The sequence below is a fragment of the Aeromonas rivuli genome (genome assembly GCF_000820045.1).
Taxonomy (GTDB): Bacteria; Pseudomonadota; Gammaproteobacteria; order Enterobacterales; family Aeromonadaceae; genus Aeromonas; species Aeromonas rivuli.
Genome location: NZ_CDBJ01000052.1, coordinates 13114 through 34419, shown reverse-complemented (window position 1 = coordinate 34419; position 21306 = coordinate 13114). Strand labels below are relative to the sequence as shown.

General features: G+C 50.7%; 18 protein-coding genes. 9 read left to right on the top strand and 9 right to left on the bottom strand.

The features are described from left to right. The first annotated feature begins 88 nt into the window (after nt 1-88). A complete protein-coding gene (locus BN1130_RS11140; protein WP_042042104.1) occupies nt 89-364 on the top strand; it encodes a hypothetical protein in 276 nt (91 codons plus the stop codon). Between the two features lie 112 nt (nt 365-476). Here the strand turns inward: BN1130_RS11140 and BN1130_RS11135 are convergent, their stop codons facing one another. Next, nucleotides 477-764: a hypothetical protein gene (locus BN1130_RS11135; RefSeq protein ID WP_042042089.1), complete on the bottom strand. Its 288-nt coding sequence runs from the start codon at nt 762-764 to the stop codon at nt 477-479. A gap of 113 nt (nt 765-877) precedes the next feature. After that, on the bottom strand, nt 878-1918 hold the full coding sequence (locus BN1130_RS11130) for a sensor domain-containing diguanylate cyclase (protein ID WP_042042103.1): 1041 nt from the start codon (nt 1916-1918) through the stop codon (nt 878-880). A 1307-nt stretch (nt 1919-3225) separates the two neighbouring features. Here BN1130_RS11130 and BN1130_RS11125 point away from each other — a divergent pair. Continuing rightward, nucleotides 3226-3933, top strand: a complete 708-nt coding sequence (locus BN1130_RS11125) for a hypothetical protein (RefSeq protein ID WP_198135264.1) — start codon at nt 3226-3228, stop codon at nt 3931-3933. Further along, nucleotides 3921-6197 carry a DEAD/DEAH box helicase gene (locus BN1130_RS11120; RefSeq protein WP_042042088.1) on the top strand — a complete coding sequence of 759 codons (2277 nt, stop codon included), beginning with the start codon at nt 3921-3923 and terminating at the stop codon, nt 6195-6197. Before BN1130_RS11125 ends, BN1130_RS11120 begins: the two co-directional genes overlap by 13 nt. An 807-nt stretch (nt 6198-7004) precedes the next feature. Here BN1130_RS11120 and cysS read toward each other — a convergent pair. Continuing rightward, entirely contained in the window at nt 7005-8381 is a 1377-nt protein-coding gene (gene cysS, locus BN1130_RS11115) for a cysteine--tRNA ligase (RefSeq protein ID WP_042042087.1), read from the bottom strand. A gap of 371 nt (nt 8382-8752) precedes the next feature. Here cysS and BN1130_RS11110 point away from each other — a divergent pair, with 371 nt between their 5' ends. The 6 genes from BN1130_RS11110 to acuI all read left to right on the top strand — a co-directional run bounded on the left by BN1130_RS11110 (nt 8753) and on the right by acuI (nt 12962). Then, nucleotides 8753-9250 (top strand): peptidylprolyl isomerase, encoded by a 498-nt coding sequence (locus BN1130_RS11110; protein WP_042042086.1) that lies wholly within the window; start codon nt 8753-8755, stop codon nt 9248-9250. Then, nucleotides 9240-9878 (top strand): DUF4269 domain-containing protein, encoded by a 639-nt coding sequence (locus BN1130_RS11105; RefSeq protein ID WP_042042085.1) that lies wholly within the window; start codon nt 9240-9242, stop codon nt 9876-9878. Before BN1130_RS11110 ends, BN1130_RS11105 begins: the two co-directional genes overlap by 11 nt. A gap of 70 nt (nt 9879-9948) precedes the next feature. Then, complete coding sequence (gene lpxH, locus BN1130_RS11100; RefSeq protein WP_042042084.1) at nt 9949-10683, top strand: UDP-2,3-diacylglucosamine diphosphatase; 735 nt, start codon at nt 9949-9951, stop codon at nt 10681-10683. Nucleotides 10684-10814: 131 nt separating this feature from the next. Next, nucleotides 10815-11063 (top strand): GlsB/YeaQ/YmgE family stress response membrane protein, encoded by a 249-nt coding sequence (locus BN1130_RS11095; RefSeq protein WP_042042083.1) that lies wholly within the window; start codon nt 10815-10817, stop codon nt 11061-11063. A 229-nt stretch (nt 11064-11292) separates the two neighbouring features. Continuing rightward, nucleotides 11293-11928 carry an acrylate utilization transcriptional regulator AcuR gene (gene acuR, locus BN1130_RS11090; protein ID WP_042042082.1) on the top strand — a complete coding sequence of 212 codons (636 nt, stop codon included), beginning with the start codon at nt 11293-11295 and terminating at the stop codon, nt 11926-11928. A 50-nt stretch (nt 11929-11978) separates the two neighbouring features. Continuing rightward, nucleotides 11979-12962, top strand: a complete 984-nt coding sequence (gene acuI, locus BN1130_RS11085; protein WP_042042081.1) for an acrylyl-CoA reductase (NADPH) — start codon at nt 11979-11981, stop codon at nt 12960-12962. Nucleotides 12963-13754: 792 nt separating this feature from the next. Here the strand turns inward: acuI and BN1130_RS21685 are convergent. From BN1130_RS21685 to BN1130_RS11055, 6 genes are all read right to left on the bottom strand, one after another. Continuing rightward, nucleotides 13755-16097: an SEC-C metal-binding domain-containing protein gene (locus BN1130_RS21685; RefSeq protein ID WP_232301969.1), complete on the bottom strand. Its 2343-nt coding sequence runs from the start codon at nt 16095-16097 to the stop codon at nt 13755-13757. Nucleotides 16098-16277: 180 nt separating this feature from the next. Then, on the bottom strand, nt 16278-16922 hold the full coding sequence (locus BN1130_RS11075; protein WP_157013980.1) for a hypothetical protein: 645 nt from the start codon (nt 16920-16922) through the stop codon (nt 16278-16280). A 677-nt stretch (nt 16923-17599) separates the two neighbouring features. After that, nucleotides 17600-18415 carry a rep family protein gene (locus BN1130_RS11070; RefSeq protein ID WP_042042078.1) on the bottom strand — a complete coding sequence of 272 codons (816 nt, stop codon included), beginning with the start codon at nt 18413-18415 and terminating at the stop codon, nt 17600-17602. A 485-nt stretch (nt 18416-18900) separates the two neighbouring features. Continuing rightward, nucleotides 18901-19131 carry a helix-turn-helix transcriptional regulator gene (locus tag BN1130_RS11065; RefSeq protein ID WP_042042077.1) on the bottom strand — a complete coding sequence of 77 codons (231 nt, stop codon included), beginning with the start codon at nt 19129-19131 and terminating at the stop codon, nt 18901-18903. A gap of 134 nt (nt 19132-19265) precedes the next feature. Beyond that, nucleotides 19266-20069 (bottom strand): hypothetical protein, encoded by an 804-nt coding sequence (locus BN1130_RS11060; RefSeq protein WP_157013979.1) that lies wholly within the window; start codon nt 20067-20069, stop codon nt 19266-19268. A 20-nt stretch (nt 20070-20089) separates the two neighbouring features. After that, nucleotides 20090-21298, bottom strand: coding sequence for a tyrosine-type recombinase/integrase (locus tag BN1130_RS11055; RefSeq protein ID WP_042042075.1), 1209 nt, complete (start codon nt 21296-21298; stop codon nt 20090-20092). Nucleotides 21299-21306: the final 8 nt, after the last annotated feature.

Genomic DNA, 21306 nt, shown 5'->3' with positions numbered 1-21306 from the left:
GACGCGCATGGCACCTATGCATGGTGAAACGTCAGCAGCCCATGGCGCCCTCATCACAGTCAGGATTTTTCATTTGGTCGGGATCAACATGCACTACCTAATCAAACCCTTGATGGGCATCGCCCTCTGTACCCTGCTGACGGCCTGCGGCGACGACAAGACCACGGGCAAGGCCTGCCTGGGGGGAAACAATGACGGGCTCGTGGAGAACATGCAGACCCAGTGCAAGGCAGGGGATGCCATTGCGACCAAGCACCCGGCCTACTTTTGCGATTTCAATTACGCCATTGCCTATAACGACTACAACTCGGCGTTCTGCATCTATGCCGGGGCCCTGAAGGCGGAGAGAACCAAAGAAAAATAAGCAGTGGCATAGGCCACCATCGCGGGGGCCGATGGGGCAAGGGTGACGTCACGGGGGCTTGTCCGCCCATGGCATCTGGGGGCGGGTTGGCGACAGCGCTAATCCAGCGGGGCTATTTGACCCGCATCAGGCGATGGCTGACATCCCCGAGTTCAAGCTGGATCACCTGGGAGCGCCGCATCTCATTGACCCGTTGCAGCAAGTCGGCGCTGTAGCCCTTGCGCCGCATCCACTGCATCGGCTCCTCGAAGCTGTCTTCATTGACGATAAAGGTGTCTGTGTAGGCATCCTTGATGATGCTGACCACCCAGATGCGCTGCTGAAACTCACAGAGCTCCGCAAAGAGGGTGGCCACTTTCGCCGCCAGGGCGCGGAGCTGGCCGATAACGCGGTTTGCCATGGTAGAGAGTGCCTGTGTTGAGGGAGACGCATCCTAGCATCCCGGGCGCAGGGGCAACAATGCGCGGCATCAAAGCCGCGGCCCCTGGCCCCCTTGCCATGGGCAGGGGCGCCTCAGACGCAACCTGCCCGCCCCTCCAGCGCGCGGCGCTGGCGCTTGACCGCATACATGCGCGCATCGGCCTGGCGCAGGGCGTCGTCTATGCTGGTGTGCGCCGGATCTATGGCCACGGCCCCCACGCTGGCGCCGGGATAGTCCAGCACCCGGGAGGGGATTGGCACTTGAAAGACGCTCTGCTCGAACAGCCGGCGCTGGAAGCCCTGCACCGCCCCCTCGACCGTCTCATGCCCCTGATGAGGTCCCATGCCCACCACGACGAACTCGTCCCCCCCGACCCGCGCCAGCAGATCGCCGCCGCGCAGGGCCGCCGACAGTTGCTGCGCCATGGTGATCAGCAGCTTGTCCCCCGCCTCGTGACCGTGGGTGTCGTTGATCTGCTTGAAGCCATCGAGATCGATAAAGGCGATGAGCACAGGGTGCCCGGCCCGCTCCGACAGGGAAAACAGGCGAGCCAGCTCCTGCATCAGCGCCCGCCGGTTCGGCAGGCCGGTCAGGGGATCGCTGAGGGCCTGGCGCGCCAGCTCCTGGTTGGCCTGCTGCAACTGCTGCAGCAACTGCTCCCGCTCCACATGCTCGGCGATCAACCGGGCGAAGAAGCCGATGAGCTGCTCTGAGCCCGCCACGAAGGGCTTGCGCTCGGCGCTGGCGGCGCACAGGGTGCCATAAAGCGACCCCGAGGGGGTGCGCACCGGGCTGCTCAGATAGGTGCGAATGCCCATGATCCTGGCCGCATCCGAATCGCCCCAGCACTCGGCCACGTTGTCGGTGAACATGCGCCCCTCATCGATGGCGCGCCGGCACAGGGCATCGCTCCAGTCCACCGTGATCCCCTCCGGGATCTGCAGCCCGGCCACGTCGTTGGCATTGTTGGCATAGCGAATGCTCTGCTTGCCCTGCACCAGATCGATCTCGGTGAGATAGGTCGACTCCAGCCCGGTCACCGCCTCGAGCATTTCCAACAGCGGCCGGGTCAGGCTCTCCAGATCCCGCGCCTGGGTGACCCGCTCCGACAGGGTCTGCAATATGTTGTCCATGCCTATCTCCACTGCCTGCATGTGATGGGCGACCACCTTAGCCAACTCGGGACACGCCCGACAAGGGGGAGATGGGACCGACCTGGGGAAATATCGGCCCGTTCACACTTTGGTGCGCCCCCCGCCAAGGCTTGACGCCCCGCGCCACCCCAGGCTTGCAGCCGTAACGTTGAACCAGCGCAAAAAACCTGTCGATTCTGACACTTGGGTCAGCAATATCCATGGATCGGGCCCCGTCGGCTCCGTAGGATGGGGGTGGGTGCCCGTTGGCCCCTGTTTTGTTCCGTCGGGTCAGCGGCGCATTGTGGTAGCGAGAGCCAGGGGCGGTAGCGTCGTTGGCGGATGCCAGCCCGGCATCCCGCGCCTCCGCAAGGTGCGAGGGTTCCACCCTCGACGGGGTTTCCGACGGCCCCGGGACCCGGGACAAGTAGGGTCGAGTAGCGAAGCGTAATCGTCCGCGGTAACCATCCCCTCTCCCCTTGGGGGAGAGGCGTTGGGTGCCAATAAGCGTGTAGGGTGCAATAAGCGCAGCGCATTGCACCACGGTAATCATCCCCTCTCCCCTGCGGGAGAACGGTAGGGTGCAATAAGCACAGCGCATTGCACCAGGGTAACAATTCCCTCTCCCCCTGCGGGAGAGGGCTAGGGTGAGGGGTTCGGTAACGTCATTGCCCTGCAACAAGGTATTGGCATGGCTTCGCCATGCAGGATGCGAGGACTCCGTCCTCGACGGGGTTTCGCCGCCGCTGCGCGGCTTGGCGAGTGACTTTTCTTTGCGTGGCCAAAGAAAAGTCACCAAAAGAAAGGCCACCCCCGCTTGTTCGCCCTCCTGCGTCGGGAGCCCTCGGTTCACACGTTTGTCCGACGGCACGCGCCGATGGGCCATCCCTGGCCCAGCGGCGCTCGCTCGGCGTCCTGCCTCGCGGCCTGGACAAAGGGGCTCACCTCGGCGAACAACAGGGGGCAACACCCAACCCGCAACTCCGAGGCCAGTTAATAGCGCCCTATGTATTTGGGACCGAGCTTGGAAGAGCTATTTTCCTGATCCTGCCCCTAGGCCACCCCATGGTGGGATCAGATTGTCGCACCTATGCAACAGGTGCCGTCGACATGGTTGCATAGGTGAAAAAATCATTGTGAATACAACAGCAAGCGGCACATATCTCTATCGGGGAATAGTTTTTATATTTAAGACCAGATAGTAAGTATTCAGCTGTGACAATAGATTATTTTTAATAACGTCTGATAATACTCCATAAATCGAAAACAAGATCTTGATTAAATTAAATTTCAACATAGGGGGCATTGTGATAAAGGATGATGAAGAATGGGGATGTAAACATAAAAAGCTCCCAGCAAGTGGAAATATAAAGTCGTGCTTGATTACTGTAAGCGATCTAAGATGCATAGCCCAAAAATTAACTGAATCTGTTCTGGATACTTCATGGATGCTTTCTATGGACAAGGGAACAAAGCGCTCTTATAGCTATACAGCTAATGAGACAGCAGAAGCACTTGTCGCTATTTTTAAAAAATTTCAAGACAGCAATGAAATTGGCTCTGAATTTGGCGAAATAATGATATCAATAGGTTCATCACGGGCCTTAGAAATAGTTTTTGAACACAAAGCACTACCTATAGCTGAAATTTGGAAGCCACAGAAAAAACAAAATGAAGGTTTCGATTTTCATACAGAATGCCCAGAAAACCTTATTAATTTCGGAGAGGCAAAGTATTCTGGATCAATCAACTCCCATATAAAGGCGATCCCACAGATAGAACAATTTATAAACGAAGAGAAACATTTTAGAGATAGGACCCACCTAAAAAACATCGCTAGTGACAAATCAATAAATAATTTAGATGATGATAGCTTCGGTGTAATAGCTGCATTTTCAATAAATTCTGACAACCATCAAGCCATAATGGATAACGCTCTTAATCGCATCTGTCGTTCAAGTTTAGTCAAAGGTGCCACTGCAATTTATTTAGTGGGTGTGATATGTTCAACATAAAAAGTATCAAAGAATCCAATAGTCCAGAAGATGACCTTTGTAAATTAATTGAAAAGTTACATTCTGATGGCCCCATAGATAATAAAATTATAGAAAACTTAACATACTATAAAATTTTCCACCCAGAAACATTCACAATTTATGAAGAGAAAATAATTTCTTCTCTAGGCCTGTTTTACAAAAACACAAAACCTAAAAATTTATATTCCTTCATCCTTTCAAACATTGGTCATAACCACAAAGAAAGATTTGGTGAATACCTTACCCCCGTTCAGGCTAGTGTTAGAACAGCAGTAGAAAAAAAGCAGTTCGTGTCTATATCAGCACCAACAAGTGCAGGAAAATCATTCTCTATTCGAGATTATATTTTTGATCTTCAAGGTGACTGCGTCATTATTGTCCCATCTCGCGCATTAATTGCAGAGTATATAAAAACAATGCGCGATAAGTTTAAAGATGATAAGAGTGTTATGATTTCATCTTTTGTTGACTATGTATTTACAAAAAGACAGTTAAGGCGAATTTTCATTCTGACTCCTGAAAGAGCTAGGGAGCTATTTACATCAAACATGCACTTAAATATAGTTTTATTCTTTTTTGATGAAGCTCAAGTCTCAGAAGAAAAAGAAAGAGGAGTTATATTTGATGTGTTGGTAAGGCGAGTACAAAAACACTACCCAAAAGCAAAATTAATATTTGCACATCCATTTGTTGATAATCCAGAAGCTCAATTTAAAAAGCACGCTATAGATGAAACAAGTTCATACTCAAGGTCTTATCCTCACAACACAGTAGGAAAAGTATTTGTTTTTGGCCATAAAAATCGCAAAGACTATTATTTTTCACCTTATATAGAAAAAGGACATAATTTAAAAAACTGCATTGCGTTAGATAGTGATTTTGAAAAATTTGCTTTTGATGGAAAGAAATCAGTTCTAGTCTTTGTATCCAAAGCATCTCTTTATCGTGGAGACTTCCTTGATAGCTTTAAGAAATTTGTTGACCATTTCGATAAAATAACCAATAAAAGGGCATTGGATATAATTAGAGAGGTAGAGGAAGTCCTAGGGGCAAATGACAATAATCATAAATCAAAACTAGTTGAGCTATTAAAAATCGGAGTTGTTATTCATCATGGTTCAGTTCCCCTGAATGTAAGATTTTTGATTGAGGATTTCATTAGGGAGGGCTTTGCTAAAATTTGTTTCGCAACTAGTACCTTAGCTCAAGGTATCAATATGCCTTTTGATATTGTCTGGTTGGATAATATGAGAATGCAAGGTGAATCTGAAGAAGACAAATCTTTAGCATTTAAGAACCTAATTGGCAGAAGCGGACGACTTTCAAATAAACCTGATTTTGATTTTGGCTTTGTCTATACAAGTAATGCCAAGCTCTTATGCTCTAGAGTTAACAGCTCTTACCGTCTGTCAGAAACCTCTCTATTGGAATCAGATGCAGACGACTTTACAGATGAAAAAGAGCTAATCTCCTCAATAATCGATGGCACGTTCAATGAGGATATTAATTTACCTCAAACAAAAATAGAACGACTATCCAATCAACACACATTCGATTTAATTAAAGAAACTCTTCATTTAATTTATGGTGATGAGTTTGGCAAGCATTTATTTGGCCGTAAAAACAGAGAAAACCGAAACATTGTCAAAAACAACCTACGTATCATATATGAAGCCTCACTTGGGAGAGAATTGCTAGACGGTGAGTTAAATGTATTTAATACTGCCATAGTTATTTTCTTTAGTGTTATTAGAGGCCGACCTTTCAAGGAGATAGTGGGGATCCGGTATAACGATATATCTGACCGTGATGGAGATAGAAATGCGCTGGCAAAATTCACACAGCCGGCTAATAAGTTACCCGACAGCACATTAAGAAATGCATATTCTTTGTTTCAAGGTACCAAAGCAAAGGATGTAAGTTATGATGCGATAGTTTTCGATACCTACGACTATCTTGACACTGTCATTGCATTTTCTCTATCAGATGTACTGATAGGTGCATTCCATATTTATCACAGTGCGACAAAAGATAGTAAAGCATTAAAAATGATTGAGTTACTAAAGTATGGTACAAACAATACTATACATACACTATTAATTAGGTATGGATTCCCACCCGATGACCTAAAAGAAATATCAGAATACATTGATAAAATCTCCGAAGAAAACATATTATTCAAGCCAGATGTAACCTTTAGTTCGCCACATATACAAGAGTTAGTTGAGTGGTATTTACCTTAATTATATAATTAGCACACTTAAATCCTAATTACGACGTTCCGAACATCCCATGTTTATCCCCATCTAAAAAACCGCAGCCTTGAGCTGCGGTTTTTATTTCTATTCCCCAAACAAGCTTTGACCCAAACCAAAACGCTATTTCGTCAACCCCTTGCTCTGCTCTCCCCTTTCGGCGGAATAGACGGTCAACATGCACGCTAAAACCACGGGCGGGCACGGTATTGGTCCCCCTGCAAACCGCCGAGTCGAGTTCAACAGGTCAGGAGCGCCATCATGGATGATGGCGCAGCAGCAGCCGGCATAGGGGCCAAATCGGGTCAGGGCGAGCACTGCTCGACCCCGATTTGGCGCGAGAACAGGGAGGTTCGAAGCGGACTTTGGCCTAAGCCAGGGATGGCGAAGGCCAAAGTACCCTCTGCAGCGCTCCGTCCGACCCGTTGAACGAGACGAGGGAACCCGCGAAGCGGGCGGTTTGTCGGGGGAGAAGACCTTTGGTGTTATTTGCCAAAGAGAGCGGGTCTTTCCAAAGTCACTCGCCCCAGCCCGAAGGGCGGGCGAAACCCCTTCGAGGGCAGAGCCCTCGCCTCTTTTAGGCTGAAACCAAAACCGTCGGCTTGTCGCCAGACTGGCGAGCCAAAGAGGTTAGAGGCCCCTCACCCTGGCCCTCTCCCGCAAGGGGAGAGGGGATCAGAACTCAGGCCACCGAGGCTTGAGAGGTGTCGAGGGAAAAGGCACAAACAAAAACCGCAGCCTAGGGCTGCGGTTTTTTATTTGGCTAACCAGTTGGCAGCAACAGGACCACCGATCTTAGGCACGGCGCCAGCTGGTCTTGCCGGCGCTGTCTTCCAGCACTATGCCCATCTCGGTGAGACGGTTGCGGGCGGCGTCGGCGGCGGCCCAGTTCTTGTCGGCACGGGCCTGATTGCGCTGGGCGATCAGTTGCTCGATCTCGGCCACTTCGTCGTCCGCTTCGCCACCCTTGAGGAAGGCATCCGGGTCTTGTTGCAGTATGCCGAGCACGGCGCCGAGTTCGCGCAGGCGGGCACCTAGGCCTGCGGCGACATTGATATCTTCGGCCTTCTGGCGGTTGATCTCGCGCACCAGGTCGAACAGGGCGGAGTAAGCTTCCGGGGTGTTGAAGTCATCGTCCATGGCATCTTTGAAGCGGGCCACCTGCTCGTCACCACCGGCGGCAACGGCCGCAGGCAGATCGCGCAGGGCGGTGTACATCCGCTCCAGAGCTGCGCGGGCCTGCTTCAAGTTGTCTTCCGAGTAGTTGAGCTGGCTGCGGTAGTGGCCGGACATCAGGAAGTAGCGCACGGTTTCGGCATCAAAATGGGTCAGGACGTCGCGGATGGTGAAGAAGTTGCCAAGGGACTTGGACATCTTCTCTTTGTCCACCATCACCATGCCGCTGTGCATCCAGGTGTTGACGTACTCCCCTTCGTGGGCGCAGCAGGACTGGGCGATCTCGTTCTCGTGGTGGGGGAACTGCAAGTCAGAGCCGCCGCCATGGATGTCGAAATGGTTGCCAAGGTGCTTGGAGTTCATGGCGGAGCACTCGATGTGCCAGCCGGGACGACCCGGGCCCCAGGGGCTCTCCCAGGTCGGCTCGCCGGGCTTGGACATCTTCCACAGCACGAAGTCCAGCGGGTTGCGCTTGGCTTCGACCACATCGACCCGGGCACCGGCCTGCAGCTGCTCCAGATCCTGGCCCGAGAGCTTGCCGTAGTCGGCATAGGACTCGACGATGAACATGACGTCGCCGTTGTCCGCCACGTAGGCATGATCGCGGGCGATCAGTGCTTCGACCATGTCGATGATTTCGGGGATGTGCTGGGTGGCGCGCGGCTCTACGTCCGGGCGCACCATGCCGAGGGCGTCGAAATCGGCGTGCATGTCGCCAATCAGGCGCTCGGTGAGATCGTCACAGGTGACCCGGGTCTCGGCGGCGCGCTTGATGATCTTGTCGTCCACGTCGGTGACGTTGCGCACGTAGTTGAGTTCATAGCCGCAGTAACGCAGGTAACGGGCCACCACGTCGAAGGCGACGAAGGTGCGGCCATGGCCGATGTGACAGTGATCATAGATGGTGACACCACACACATACATGCCCACCTTGCCGGTGTGGATGGGTTTGAATTCTTCTTTTTGACGAGTGAGTGTGTTGTATATCTTCAGCATCGATGAGAACCACTGCCTGTGAGTGAAATGGCCTGCCATTCTAACCGCATCCCCTTTAGAAAACGAGCCGGGGCCACCAGTCGCCGCCTTTTTGGTCCAGGCTGGCTGCTTTTTCGCCAATTGGCGGCCATGCCGGTATCGACGCAGCCAAGATGGGGACGGGGCCAGGCCGCTCCCCAGCATGAACCCTGGCTGATCTGCTGACGCCCGTCATGGGTTGATCTCCTGAGAGGGTCGTGCGACTTTGCCCGGGGACCGGGATAGGCTAGAATTGCGGCCACTATTTTTACCCCTAGATGAAAGCTTGCCTGTGACTGCCTCCGGGCCCGGTCACATGCCCACTTTTCACCCGACAGAATAAAGGACATATCATGGTTACTCTGCACACCAACCACGGCGACATCACCCTGACCCTGAACGCGGAAAAAGCCCCGGAAACTGTGGCCAACTTCCTGCAATACTGCCGCGATGGTCACTACGACAACACCATCTTCCACCGCGTCATCGACGGTTTCATGATCCAGGGCGGTGGCTACGCCGCCGGTTTTGACGAGAAAGAGACCCGCGCCTCCATCAAGAACGAAGCGGCCAACGGCCTGTCCAACAAAGTTGGCACCATCGCCATGGCCCGTACCTCCGAGCCGCACTCCGCCAGCGCCCAGTTCTTCATCAACGTCAGCAACAACGACTTCCTCGACTTCAAATCCGCCACCACCCAGGGCTTCGGCTACTGCGTATTCGGTGAAGTGACCGCCGGCATGGACGTGGTCAACAAGATCAAGGGCGTCAAGACCGGCAACTCCGGCCGCATGCACCAGGACGTACCGGTAGAAGATGTGGTCATCACCAAGGTCACCCTTGCTGACTGATTGCTGCCTTCTGCGCACTGATAACACTGCGGCCCCGGCCGCAGTTTTTCCATCTGCGCGAGGCCAGCATGGCGCTGACTGGCGCCGCATCGATTATCTGGCCCAGGGCAATGATCGCCAACGCGCGGCCCATGCCCTGCTGAGCGAACGTGGCCTCTGGGAAGCCTTGCAGGCAACTAGTCAGGATCTGGCCCTGGTCAGCACCCTGACCATCGGTCTGGACAGGCCCGGCAGCGATCTCGATATCATTTGCCAGCATCCAGAGCCGGCAAGCCTTGCCATGGGCCTCGCCGCACAGGGCTGGCATGGCCGGGACAAGGGCAACGGCATCTGGCTGCTGGAGCGACACCTGACCGGGCAAGATGGTCAACGCTGGCCTCTCGAGCTCTATGTCACGCCCGGGCCCATCGAATCGTTGCACGGCTGGCGTCATCTTGGCCTGATGGCGGCGCTGCTTGAGCACTTTGGCATCGACTTCTACCGCGCAGTGCTGCACCTGCGATTGACGCAGGGTCTCAAGGGGGAAGCCGCCATCTGCCAGCTACTGGCGCTGCCGGGCGATCCCTATCTGGCACTGCTAACGCTGGAAGGGAGCGACCTTGGCTTGTTACACTGGCCCCAGCGTTAACGGATCCCGCATTCCCGTTTTTCAACTCTTAACCCTGGCGTTTCGCCATGACCTTCACCAATAGGGCCCCATGAGCACCCTCTTTATCAGTGATCTTCACCTTTGCAGCGCCCGCCCCGACATGACGGCGGCCTTGATCCAGTTTCTGCAACAGGAGGCGCCGGGGGCCGATGCCCTCTATGTGCTCGGCGATCTGTTCGAGTTCTGGATTGGCGATGATGATCCCTGCCCGCTCCACCAACAGGTGGCCGATGCCTTCCTGGCCCTGAGCAAGCGCGGGGTACCGCTCTATTTCATCCACGGCAATCGCGACTTTTTGCTCGGCAAGGGCTTTGCCAAACAGGCTGGCATGATGCTGCTGCCCGATCCCTGCATCATCGATCTCTATGGCACCCGCACCCTGCTCAGCCACGGGGATCGGCTCTGTACCGACGATGTCGACTACCAGAAGTTTCGCCGCATCACTCAGTTAAGCTGGCTGCGCTGGCTGTTCCTGCGCCTGCCCCTGGCGCGCCGTCGCAAGATAGCGGGCAAGCTGCGTGGCCAGAGCCAGCAGCAAAACAGCCACAAGCCCCACACCATCATGGACGTCACCGAGCAGGCCGTGGCAGATCTGATGAAAGCCCATGACTGCCAGTTGCTGATCCACGGCCACACCCACAGACCCGCCATTCACGACTTTCGCCTCGGCAAGCGCAGCGCCCGCCGCATCGTGCTGGGGGATTGGTTCGAGCAGGGATCCATACTGGTGTGCAAGCCCAGTGGCCAGCAGCTTGAGGCACGGCCACTGCGTCCTATCGAGTAAAGTGCTGATGAACTAGGCTGTTAACGGCCCATGAGTCCGACGATTGCTGGCTCATGCCCTCCTGAGGGCCCTGTGCCTGGGTGACATTTGGGCCTATAGTCTGACTTCCAAACATTGATGAGGATAGTGTCATGGGATTCTTCTCCTGGATTGTGCTGGGTCTGCTCGTGGGCATACTGGCTAAGTGGATCATGCCGGGCAAAGATGGCGGCGGTTTTATCATGACGGTGGTGCTGGGGGTGGTCGGTGCCATGGTCGGGGGCTACGTCAGCACCCTGCTCGGCATGGGCACAGTGACGGGCTTCAATCTCCCCAGCCTGATCATCGCCGTGATCGGCGCCCTGCTGGTGCTGTTTATCTACAAGAAGATGAGCAACTAAGCGGCCGGTCACGGCCATCTAGTATCAAAAGGGCGCCTTGGGGCGCCCTTGCTATTGGGTTCAACCTGGCGTGGTGATGCTGGCTCTCTTCAACAGAGAGGCCAACCAGGGGGATGGCTGCCGCCTGCTCCCCTCAGATGACTGCCCAGGGTGGAGGGAGAAACCAGGCTCAACATGGGTTCATCATTGTGGATTGATCTATTTCTAGATGAGGCGTCTAATAATCCCTATGCACACAAACGACGCGCTTCCCCGCCGCCCCCGTGGCCGCCCAGCCCTCCATGGGCAATCCTATGCAGACACCCGTGACCTGCTGATCCGCCGTGGTATGGCGCTGCTGACCGAGCGGGGCATCAGTGCCACCTCCATTGACGAGGTGCTCAAGTCCACCCAGATCCCCAAGGGCTCCTTCTATCACTACTTTGCCAACAAGAGTGAGTTCACCCTGGCGGTGATGGATGCCTATCACCACTACTTCTGCGCCAAGCTGACCCGCTACCTAGGGGATAGCAGCCAAGCGCCCCTGGCCAGACTCCATGCCTTTGTCGATAGCGCCTGCCGGGGACTGGAGCGGTTTGATTTCAAACGCGGTTGCCTCATCGGCAACCTGGGTCAGGAGGTCGTTCAGCTCGAACCTGCGCTGCGTCTGCGGCTCGAGCAGATCCTCTGCGGCTGGGAGGCGCTGCTTGAGCAATCCCTCAAGGACGCCGTGACCGCGGGAGAGCTGGCCCCGGAGAGCGACTGCGCGGCCCTCGCCCACCAGTTCTGGATCGGCTGGGAAGGGGCCGTGCTGCGGGCAAGGTTGGCGGGCTCCACCGAGCCAATGACCTCTTTCCTCCAATTTTTCATGAAGATAGCGAAGTGATTTTTACCGATCATTAATAAGCAACCAGTCCAATTAAGGGAGTGCACAGCATGTTCAAGGGTATCCTGATTGAGAAAGATGAGGCGGGCTATCGCGCCACCTACCAGGCCATCGCCCAGGAGACGTTACCCGAGGGGGATGTCACCGTGGCCGTCGAGTGGTCATCACTCAATTACAAAGATTGCCTGGCACTGACCGGGGCATCACCTGTGGTGCGTAAATTCCCGATGATCCCGGGGATCGACTTCGCAGGCACAGTGCTGGACAGCAGCCACCCCGATTGGCAGGCTGGCGACAAGGTGGTGCTCAATGGCTGGGGCGTGGGTGAAACCCATTGCGGTGGACTGGCCGAACAAGCCAGGGTCAAGGGGGATTGGCTGGTAGCCCTGCCCCCTCGCTTCAGTGCCCGGGAAGCCATGGCCATTGGCACGGCCGGGTATACCGCCATGCTCTGCGTGCTGGCACTGGAAAAACACGGCGTGGCCCCCGGTGATGGCAGCATTCTGGTCACTGGCGCCAATGGCGGCGTCGGCAGTGTGGCCATTGCCCTGTTGGCCAAACTGGGCTATCGGGTCGTCGCCTCCACCGGGCGTCTCGCCGAAGCGGATTACCTCACGTCACTGGGCGCGGCAGAAGTGATCGATCGCAGCGAACTGTCCGAGCCGGGCCGCCCCCTTGGCAAGGAGCGCTGGGCCGGTGTCGTGGATACCGTGGGCAGTCACACCCTGGCCAATGCCTGCGCGACGACCCGTTACGGCGGCGTCGTGACGGCATGTGGACTGGCTGGGGGCATGGATTTCCCCTCTACCGTGATGCCCTTCATCCTGCGTGGCGTGACCCTCTGCGGCATAGACAGCGTCATGGCCCCGCTCTCCCTGCGCCATCAGGCCTGGGCAAGGCTGGCCGACGATCTCGACATCGAGCGCCTCAACCTCATCACCCGGGAAATCCCTCTCTCCCAGGCCGTTGCACAGGGTGATGCCTTCCTGGCTGGCAAGGTACGCGGCCGGATAGTGGTCAACGTCCAAGGTTGATCCCAACCCCAGGCGGGCGGTTACGCTCGCCTGGGTTCTCACCCATCTCGCCATCCTCTCTTCTCGATCTAACGCCACAAGAAGGCACTCACTTGTCTGATACCTCTAACCACGCTCGACTCGGCTGTAGGCCAACACAATATGAACTGATGTCCATCCCTCTAAGCATAAAAACTAAGGCCACCCCCTTGGGGGACCTTAGTTCATTGCATTAATTGATGGCGCCACGACTTGGACTTGGACTTGGACTTGGACTTGGACTTGGACTTGGACTTGGACTTGGACTTGGAAAGCATACCTTTCAACGGCGAATGTGAAACTACCAATATAAATGTCAGCTCTGCGCCCTGTCCCAGATGATTCATGACCTCAGCGACCAGGGTCACCACCTGCAACTCGAGGTGAAGCTAGAAGAACTGCCAGAATAATTCTGTGTGGATCCAATGTGGACACTGAGGAAAAAACAAAAAGGCCACTATCGCTAGTGGCCTTCGTAAGTCTTTGAATTTTAATGGTGCCGAGGCCTCTATCGAATCAACTACGTAATGCATTGATTTTAATGGATTTAACTTTCAACCACTTAAAATATACCCCCAAAAATACCCCCAGCTTAGTTGCAATAGCACGATACGTTAAGACACAAAAAACTACGATTTCATCCATGGTCATTCTCCAGATATCGCGTTTTTCAGCCAAAAATTTCGGCTCGCCAGCTGGCAACGAACTTGCCGGGCTGTTTGCTGGCTCCGCCCCACTTACTGAGGCCTTTCCTTTTCACTCATGACCCGCCGCCTAGCGGCCATGACAGCGTTTGTACTTCTTTCCACTTCCGCAATGACATGGCTCATTACGTCCAATTTTTTTAGTGTGCGTAGACACAGGAACATGTCCTCTGGGCTGGGAAAGAGGCGCGGTTTTCTTCTGACTCATATGTTTTGCATCTTCGAAGATATGTTCATTAGCTTCGGTTCTCTCAGAAGGAGCATTACCTTTGAAGTGGTTAGCTGTTTCATAACCCCCCGCAGTACTAACTCGAACTACTACACCATCGATGGTGGATACCTTTGCAAATAGCGCAACAGCAGATGCTTTGTCTGTTATCTTTTGCCAATCAACATCACATTCCGTACCTTGCATCCATACGAATAGAGGTTTGCCATCGCCAGAAAATGCAAAGTAACGGGTTGGGTACTTGTCTATTTTATTACGTAACTCTAAAAGAGTTTGAGCCAGATCATGTCGTGCTTGATCACCAAAGTCACGAATTAAACTCTCTGCTAAGAGCCATCCTTGTGATCGCGTTGCATCTAATGCGCTAAGCATTTTCAATAGCTCATCAGGAAAATTTTGTTGAGGTATTTGATCTGTTTCCCAACTCTCACTTTCGAAGAATTTATCAACAACTCTGCTCATCCCATTAAATACTACTAAGTCAGCAGAATTTTTTCTAGTCTGGTCAACAATAGTTTGATCAATTCTGTTCTTGGTTATGTAAGCACCAAGATGGTCAAATTCATCGAAAAGATGGGCTCCTCGAATAGACGCAACAGATTGACGCACCTCCATATAGTGCGAAAATTGTCCAGGTGTAGGCAAGATACGTTTTAGAACAAACAAGTCATCAATCGACATGGAGATGAAACCATGCTTTCCTAGAAGAGGCTCTATGATAGGCAATTCTTTGCAAAAGGATGAAAACGGAGAGAATGACTCTACAGTTAGGCCAATAGGGATCATAACTCGGTACTTTGAATGTCGAATACGGCCACATTCTTCATATTCCCCATTTACCCTATTGTAGAGTGGAACTTCTTCTGCTGAATATAAGTAATCAAAAAACCTTTTACACTGTTTGTAAGCTTTTATGATTAAATCCTGAACAGATTGAGCATGTCGTTTAAAATCAACTGCAGGTGATGAAATAGTGGCAGCAGCGCCAGCTTTTGCTTCAACAAGATAGAGCACGTCCTCTATTAAAATCAATGTGTCATTTTCCGACCAATGCTTGGTCACTGGGTCTTTATAATACACTTCTTGATAGACTACCGCGTTGGGTAGTTGCCCAGAGAGGATGTCATGGAAAGCGGCCTCGCTCATTACCTTTTGACGCTCTTTGAAGAGCTCATTATAGTCAGGCTTCCGCTGTAAAAGATTAAAAAGAAGTGCACGATAGCCAGCATCTCGAATGAAACATGGATCAATAGCATAGTAGTCAGCATCTAACTTTATTAATGGCTTTTTGCGCGATGGTAATGTTCTAAATGGGGTTCCCATAAATTCATCATCAGCAAAAAAATCAGTATCCTCACCACGTTGGTATGCTAAGTCAGTTAGTAGCACTGGGGGCAATTTTGTATGGCGACTTACATTTGCCACACCGCCAAAGAACATATCGTCCAAAGCCAATCCAGCAGCATTTATTTGTGTTGGCTCCTTTTTTGCCCATTCATCCATAGCTTCTTCAAGAGACTTTCCCTGCTCTTCAGCAAATTTCTGTACAGCCCCATACTGGCCCATTATACCATTTATGGCACTATCAAACCCCAATCGGTAAGAATCTGCTATTTCTTGAAAACCTTCGGCAATATCATTTGAACCAATCCCGTATATTTCATTAAAGACATCATCGTGAGGGGCGAGGACATAGCGATAAAATTCACCTTCTAAAACCTGATGGCGATTCCCTCTGAGTAAAACCCATGCTGTTTTTGCATGGAACTCTATATCTGCCGTCGCAGAACCAAACTCCTTATTAGGGGAATCTATAGAAGATGCCATAGCAAATAGCATCGCTTGTTGTCGCAAATTGTTACTAAGTGAAAAGAGTTCAACACAATCTGCTTCATGAAATTCAACTTCAGAAGGAGCATTATCTGATGCAAGGACGGCATGCACATATTCCAATAAAAACTGAATTTCATTGATTGGATCATGAGTGTCGCTTTCATCTGGAGAAGATAAAGCCCCAGCCATTACGCCCATGATACGTTGCGAATAAATGTACCCAAGAAGATCTTTAGGAGGCATTTTCACTACTAATGACCTTATCTTTGCCGCCGTTTTTTCCATCTCCTTCCTAAGTTCTAATACTGCTGCCTCTCGTTGCTCTTCAGTTTCTAACATTGCCATATTCATCACCCATTATATTCCATCAATCAAAATTGATACAGAGTGCCATAATTGTCATGTCGATGCTAGTGACCAAAATAACTACTGTGATATTTATCACATTAAATATATTGCAATGAAATGTTCATCTGCACATATAAATGCAGATTGAATCAGCAACTAGATTTTTATTGAAATCACCTACAATCAATTAATAACCTTTTTCATCAATCTAATTCTCCTATCCTTCATTTTTTTATAGACCTCATCAGCAGACTTAGCCTCAATGTACATAGCTAAGTGTTTGGGTTCCCACGTTGAATCATAACCATTCTTAAAGCGAAACACCGATGCATATCTTTTGAATTTATTTACATTCAAAAAATCACATATTTCTTTCTCATTTTCAAATTGAAATTCTTTTCTGAACTTTACAACTGCCATTATTTTATGCAAATATACTTTATACCCAGATATCTGATTTGTAACAGTGGTATTATAGTGGGTGGTAATCAAATATGATATCATCATAGACAATTCAGCTACCTTAAAACATATCTCACCATTTCTTGTAGTATATTTTAATCCTGCACCACCATAAAGGTCATGTAACAACTCCATAACTGCAGAATCTAAATTTAATGTCATTGGCTTAAACCCAGATGCCACCACTCTGTTTTTTGATACCCTCTTTCTCTCCATCGCGTGGCGAGTATTCTCCGAAGAAAAACCTTCCTTTGTAACCTGAGAAGTGAAAATCTCAGCCGCCTGTGGAGTTGTCAATTTTCGTTCTGCAGAACGTTGATTTGAGGGCTTTTTTTTATTAATTTTTGTCACACGCTTACCCTTCATAAATTTGCCTCACTAAAAATAAATTTAAAGGTTTACTCAGAAAGTTAGATTTAAAACATAGTATTGTCGCCAATTGCATCACACAAACTGCAGCATTTCAGACGAGTTACATACTATGGTTCTGGGGGGCTGTCACTTCAATTAATGGTGTTCTAACAGGAGTTAGTGACGCTCACAAAGGCATTTTAAGTTGCTGCCCGCCCAGCCATACGCCCTAAAATTGTGTCACTCACATATGCAAGCGCAGCGAATTGTGACCCTCACAAACTTTAACTGTGAGACCTTATTACTACCAACTGTGCAGACTATATAATTGTGAAACTCACAAAACTTCTGACTTATCAATAATCATTAGATTTGTGATTGTCACAACCAATATCATCATAGTAATGGTAGAACAAACGGTTAACATTGTTGAAAGCAATCCTTGCCCAAAGTGCCGATTGATAAAGTCGCCGCAAGAACCATCGCAGCCTTCATGAGCAGAGGAAGTCTGCGGCAAACATCACGTTGTTAAAAGACCCTCCGCTAGGGCACGATACTTGAAAGGGGGTAACTGGCTCATCAGGCTACAAGCTTACAATGCAACCTGATGAGTAGTGTTAGCCACTTAGTACAGTAAATAGATAGCTACATAGCCTTGTATTCGTCATCTGCCAGCATAGAATAACGAGGGGTCATTTTTTATCACGGACAGTCTCCCTCAACTTTGCACCATATCTTTTAACCCCGTACATAAATTCCAGATCCGATAATCTCAACGAGTCCAGCATCAGCAATGAAGAGACAACGTTGTGAGGTTGCAGCCTTGTTTTTTTGGTCTTCCTATTATCACTTCCATCATAATACGACTCCACTTGCTGCCACATGAACTTACAAATGTAAGCCACTTGCCTTAACGGATTTTTAAAGCCCTTAAACAAAACAGGCCTACGATTTCGGATGTAGATATCGCTTGATATTTGCTGCTTTTCAAATAGTTCCCTCACCTTCTGCCATTCTCTAGAACGGGAGTTTTCGCATCTAACCAAGAGATGAAAATGAGGCATCCATTGTTGATACTCTGGATGATAGTCAACCTCAAAGAAACCTATCGCTATATCCTTCACCTTTGAACGTTGCAGTTGCTTGCGAAACCTATCTTTCAGGCGAGCAATGTCCAGATGATCTAACTCGCAAACCATCTCGTCATAATAGATGAACGTTGCAAACTTCCACTCTGTATAATCTTCACAGAAAAATGCCAATCGGCTTATCATTTTGACTCGTAATCGCCTTATGCACTCAGGGCAGGCAAAGCTAAAGCAAGGTTCCTCTTCGTTACAGTCTGATAATTTTGTGGCAAGGCCTCTCGCGCTAAAGCCACTCGCTTTAGTGAGCTTTCGTATTCTAAATTTCTTTTCGTCCCGACATGCTTTCTTTGTCTCAAATTTTGGCAGCAATGACTTGATTGCAATAAGCTCATTTACTTCAGCACTAATGAAGTTTTCCATTTTTAATACCTAAATCCTTATGTTGGCCACTCTCGAAGCCACTCATTAAATTTAACGTTCGCACTATCATAACGACGTGCACCTTATGCAATCTGAATTCAGAACTTGTGACTTATTTGCGCCTTCCTTACAAGGTGCAATAATATTTTTCTTTATGACGCCATGGTTAAGGCCCGCAATGTTTCGAGAAGAAATATTTCAATATGAAACGTCCAATGCCGTCAGCTATTATTGAATAGACGACATTAGTACTTTGCACAGATAATTGCATCAAGATCAGCATGAAGTATTATTAGATCTTTGGCCCATCCATCATATTTGAAACCATAACCTAAGTTCTGCCTATCCTTGCAGTTTCCATTGTTTACATCGTCGCGGCGACTTCCAATGTATAAAGTCGTTCAAACCTGGCGTACAGAACAAGAACATTGATACAGTAGAAAACTATGCTCACAACGCTGCTGATGTAGCTTCTATGTTTCCCCTTATATCACTTGTTTGTTGTTACGGTCGTTCATCCAGTTGCGGACTTCGTCGGCACGCCATGCGGTCACGCGTTCACCTAACTTCACAGGCTTAGGAATCTTGCCAATGGCAGACCAGCGCCATAAGGTAACAACGGCGATCCCCAGCAGAGGAGCTAATACTTTGGCGCGGATATAACCTCCCATGGGTAACATGTGCAGGTGGGTTTCTTGAACTTCATATACAGACATGGTCTAGGTACTCCCTTAGTGTTGTAGTGTGTTGGGAGTAATCAGACCATAGAACGGTGGCGTTGTGTGTGAGTTATTGAAAATTCACCGTGAGTTATGAAAACTCACCGACAGGAGCTAGCTAACACCAGGAGCTATCTAACACCAGCGCGATTTAGCCAGTCAATCAGCGTGTTCTTGTCTACGTATACCAATTTATCTGAGCCCAGATCTGCGAGTTTATCTTTTAGTGCTTCAATAGTTCCCTTAAAATCCGCATCAGTTAGTCCAGCCATTTTCAGTGCATCAACAATAGCTTCACATTGCTTGATAGTAGTGCGATGTTTTGTTTCTGCAGTCGGTCTGGCTTGCGCCTCTTGCTCGCAAGATGATTTGGTTTTCCTTTCCAATAGAGTTCCCTTGGCAAGGTGATCATATAGCGATTGTAAGTCAGCTTGTTTGAGATATAGATCTTTGACAGTAGGCCTGAAATCCCACTCGCTCAAGTCCGCGTATGCAATTTCCCCCTGGGCGGTCTCGGCAGAAATTCGTACGTTAAGGTTGTCGAGATCCGGCAATATATCACTTTCAATGTCACCTATTATATAAGGTGGCAACTGCCAAAGCCCATAGAGTAAGGCTCTAAGTGACAGGCTTGAGTCTTCCAATTCATCAAGTCTAAAATGGCGCATGGATGTATTTAAATCGAATGTAAAAGTTCCACTTTTGTATGTGCCTAAAGAATTAGAAAACGCATCTGTAATCTTTGTAAAATGAACAGAGGCAGCATGCTCAGTAGCCAGTAATAAATATACCGTCACTCGCTCAGTAACTCCAAAATGGATTAGATCTGAGACCTCACAGCTTAGCAGTTCTGCAGCCCTATCCAGGCGGCAGTATTCAAGTTGTTTCAGAATGTTCAGCTTGCTCGGAGTAGTTTGATTGGAATGCCGGGTCATCGTGTCACCTTTCAACGTTGTTAATCCACTCGTGTAAGATTCACGGGGCGCACGTTGCAGCCCTGTTGGGATTCGTAGAAATCGGCCAGCCACTGCAACAGCTTGCGGCGATCGTCCAGATATTCGGCCCTGTGGTAGGCCGCCCTCACCTTATTTCGCTCGGCGTGGGCGAGCTGACGCTCTATCACATCAGGATCAAAGCCTTCTTCGTTCAGTGTGGTGGATGCCAGCGCCCTGAATCCATGCGGCGTGGCGATCCCCTTGTAACCCATACGCCCCATGGCATAGCTCAGGGTGTTCTCACTGATGGGATTGATTAGCTTGCGCTCGCTCGGGAATAGCAATTCACAATGGCCGGTCAGCAGGCGCAGCTCATCGAGTACGGCCAACGCCTGCTGGGAAAGGGGGACAAGGTGCTCTGTTCGCATCTTCATCCGCGCAGCAGGGATCCGCCATTCTGCCCGCTCCATGTCGAACTCATCCCAACGGGCAAAGCGCACCTCACCAGGGCGTGTCATGGTCAACATCAGAAGATGGAAGGCAAGGCGAGTCGCCGGATTCAGCGGCTCGGCCTCAAGGCGGCGGAAGAACTCTGGCAGCTCAGAACGGGGTAAGGCGGGCCTGTGCTCCTGCTTGGTGGCCTTGAGCGCCCCTCTTAGGTCTTGGGCTGGGTTGTAGCTGGCTCGTCCGGTCTGGATGGCGTAGCGCATGATAGAGCCGATCCGCTGCAGGATCCGGCCCGCGGTTTCAGTAACTCCCCGCTTCTCGACCTTGCGCAGAGCATCTAGCATCATGGGCGCGGTCAGCTCGGCAACTGGCACAACCCCAATATCGGGGAAGACATCCACTTCAAGCGATTTTAGCACCCTGGCTGCATGGACAGGCGTCCAGCGGGCAAGCTGGCTCTGGTGCCACTCTCGTGCCAGTGCCTCGAAGTTGTTCTCGCTTGCCAGCTTGTTGGCGATCTTGCTCTGCTTTTTGACGAGGCCCGGATCCACCCCTTCAGCTAGCTGCCGGCGAGCATCATCCCGTTTGGCCCTTGCCTCTTTCAGTGACACTTCGGGATAGACGCCCAAGGCGAGCGTCTTCTCTTTGCCACCGTGGCGATACTTGAGGCGCCAATACTTACCCGACTGGTTGACCAACAAGAACAACCCTTTCTCATCGGATAGTTTCTGCAGCTTGCCATTGAACTTGGCTTGTCGGGCAGTGATATCAGATAACGGCATATGGGGGT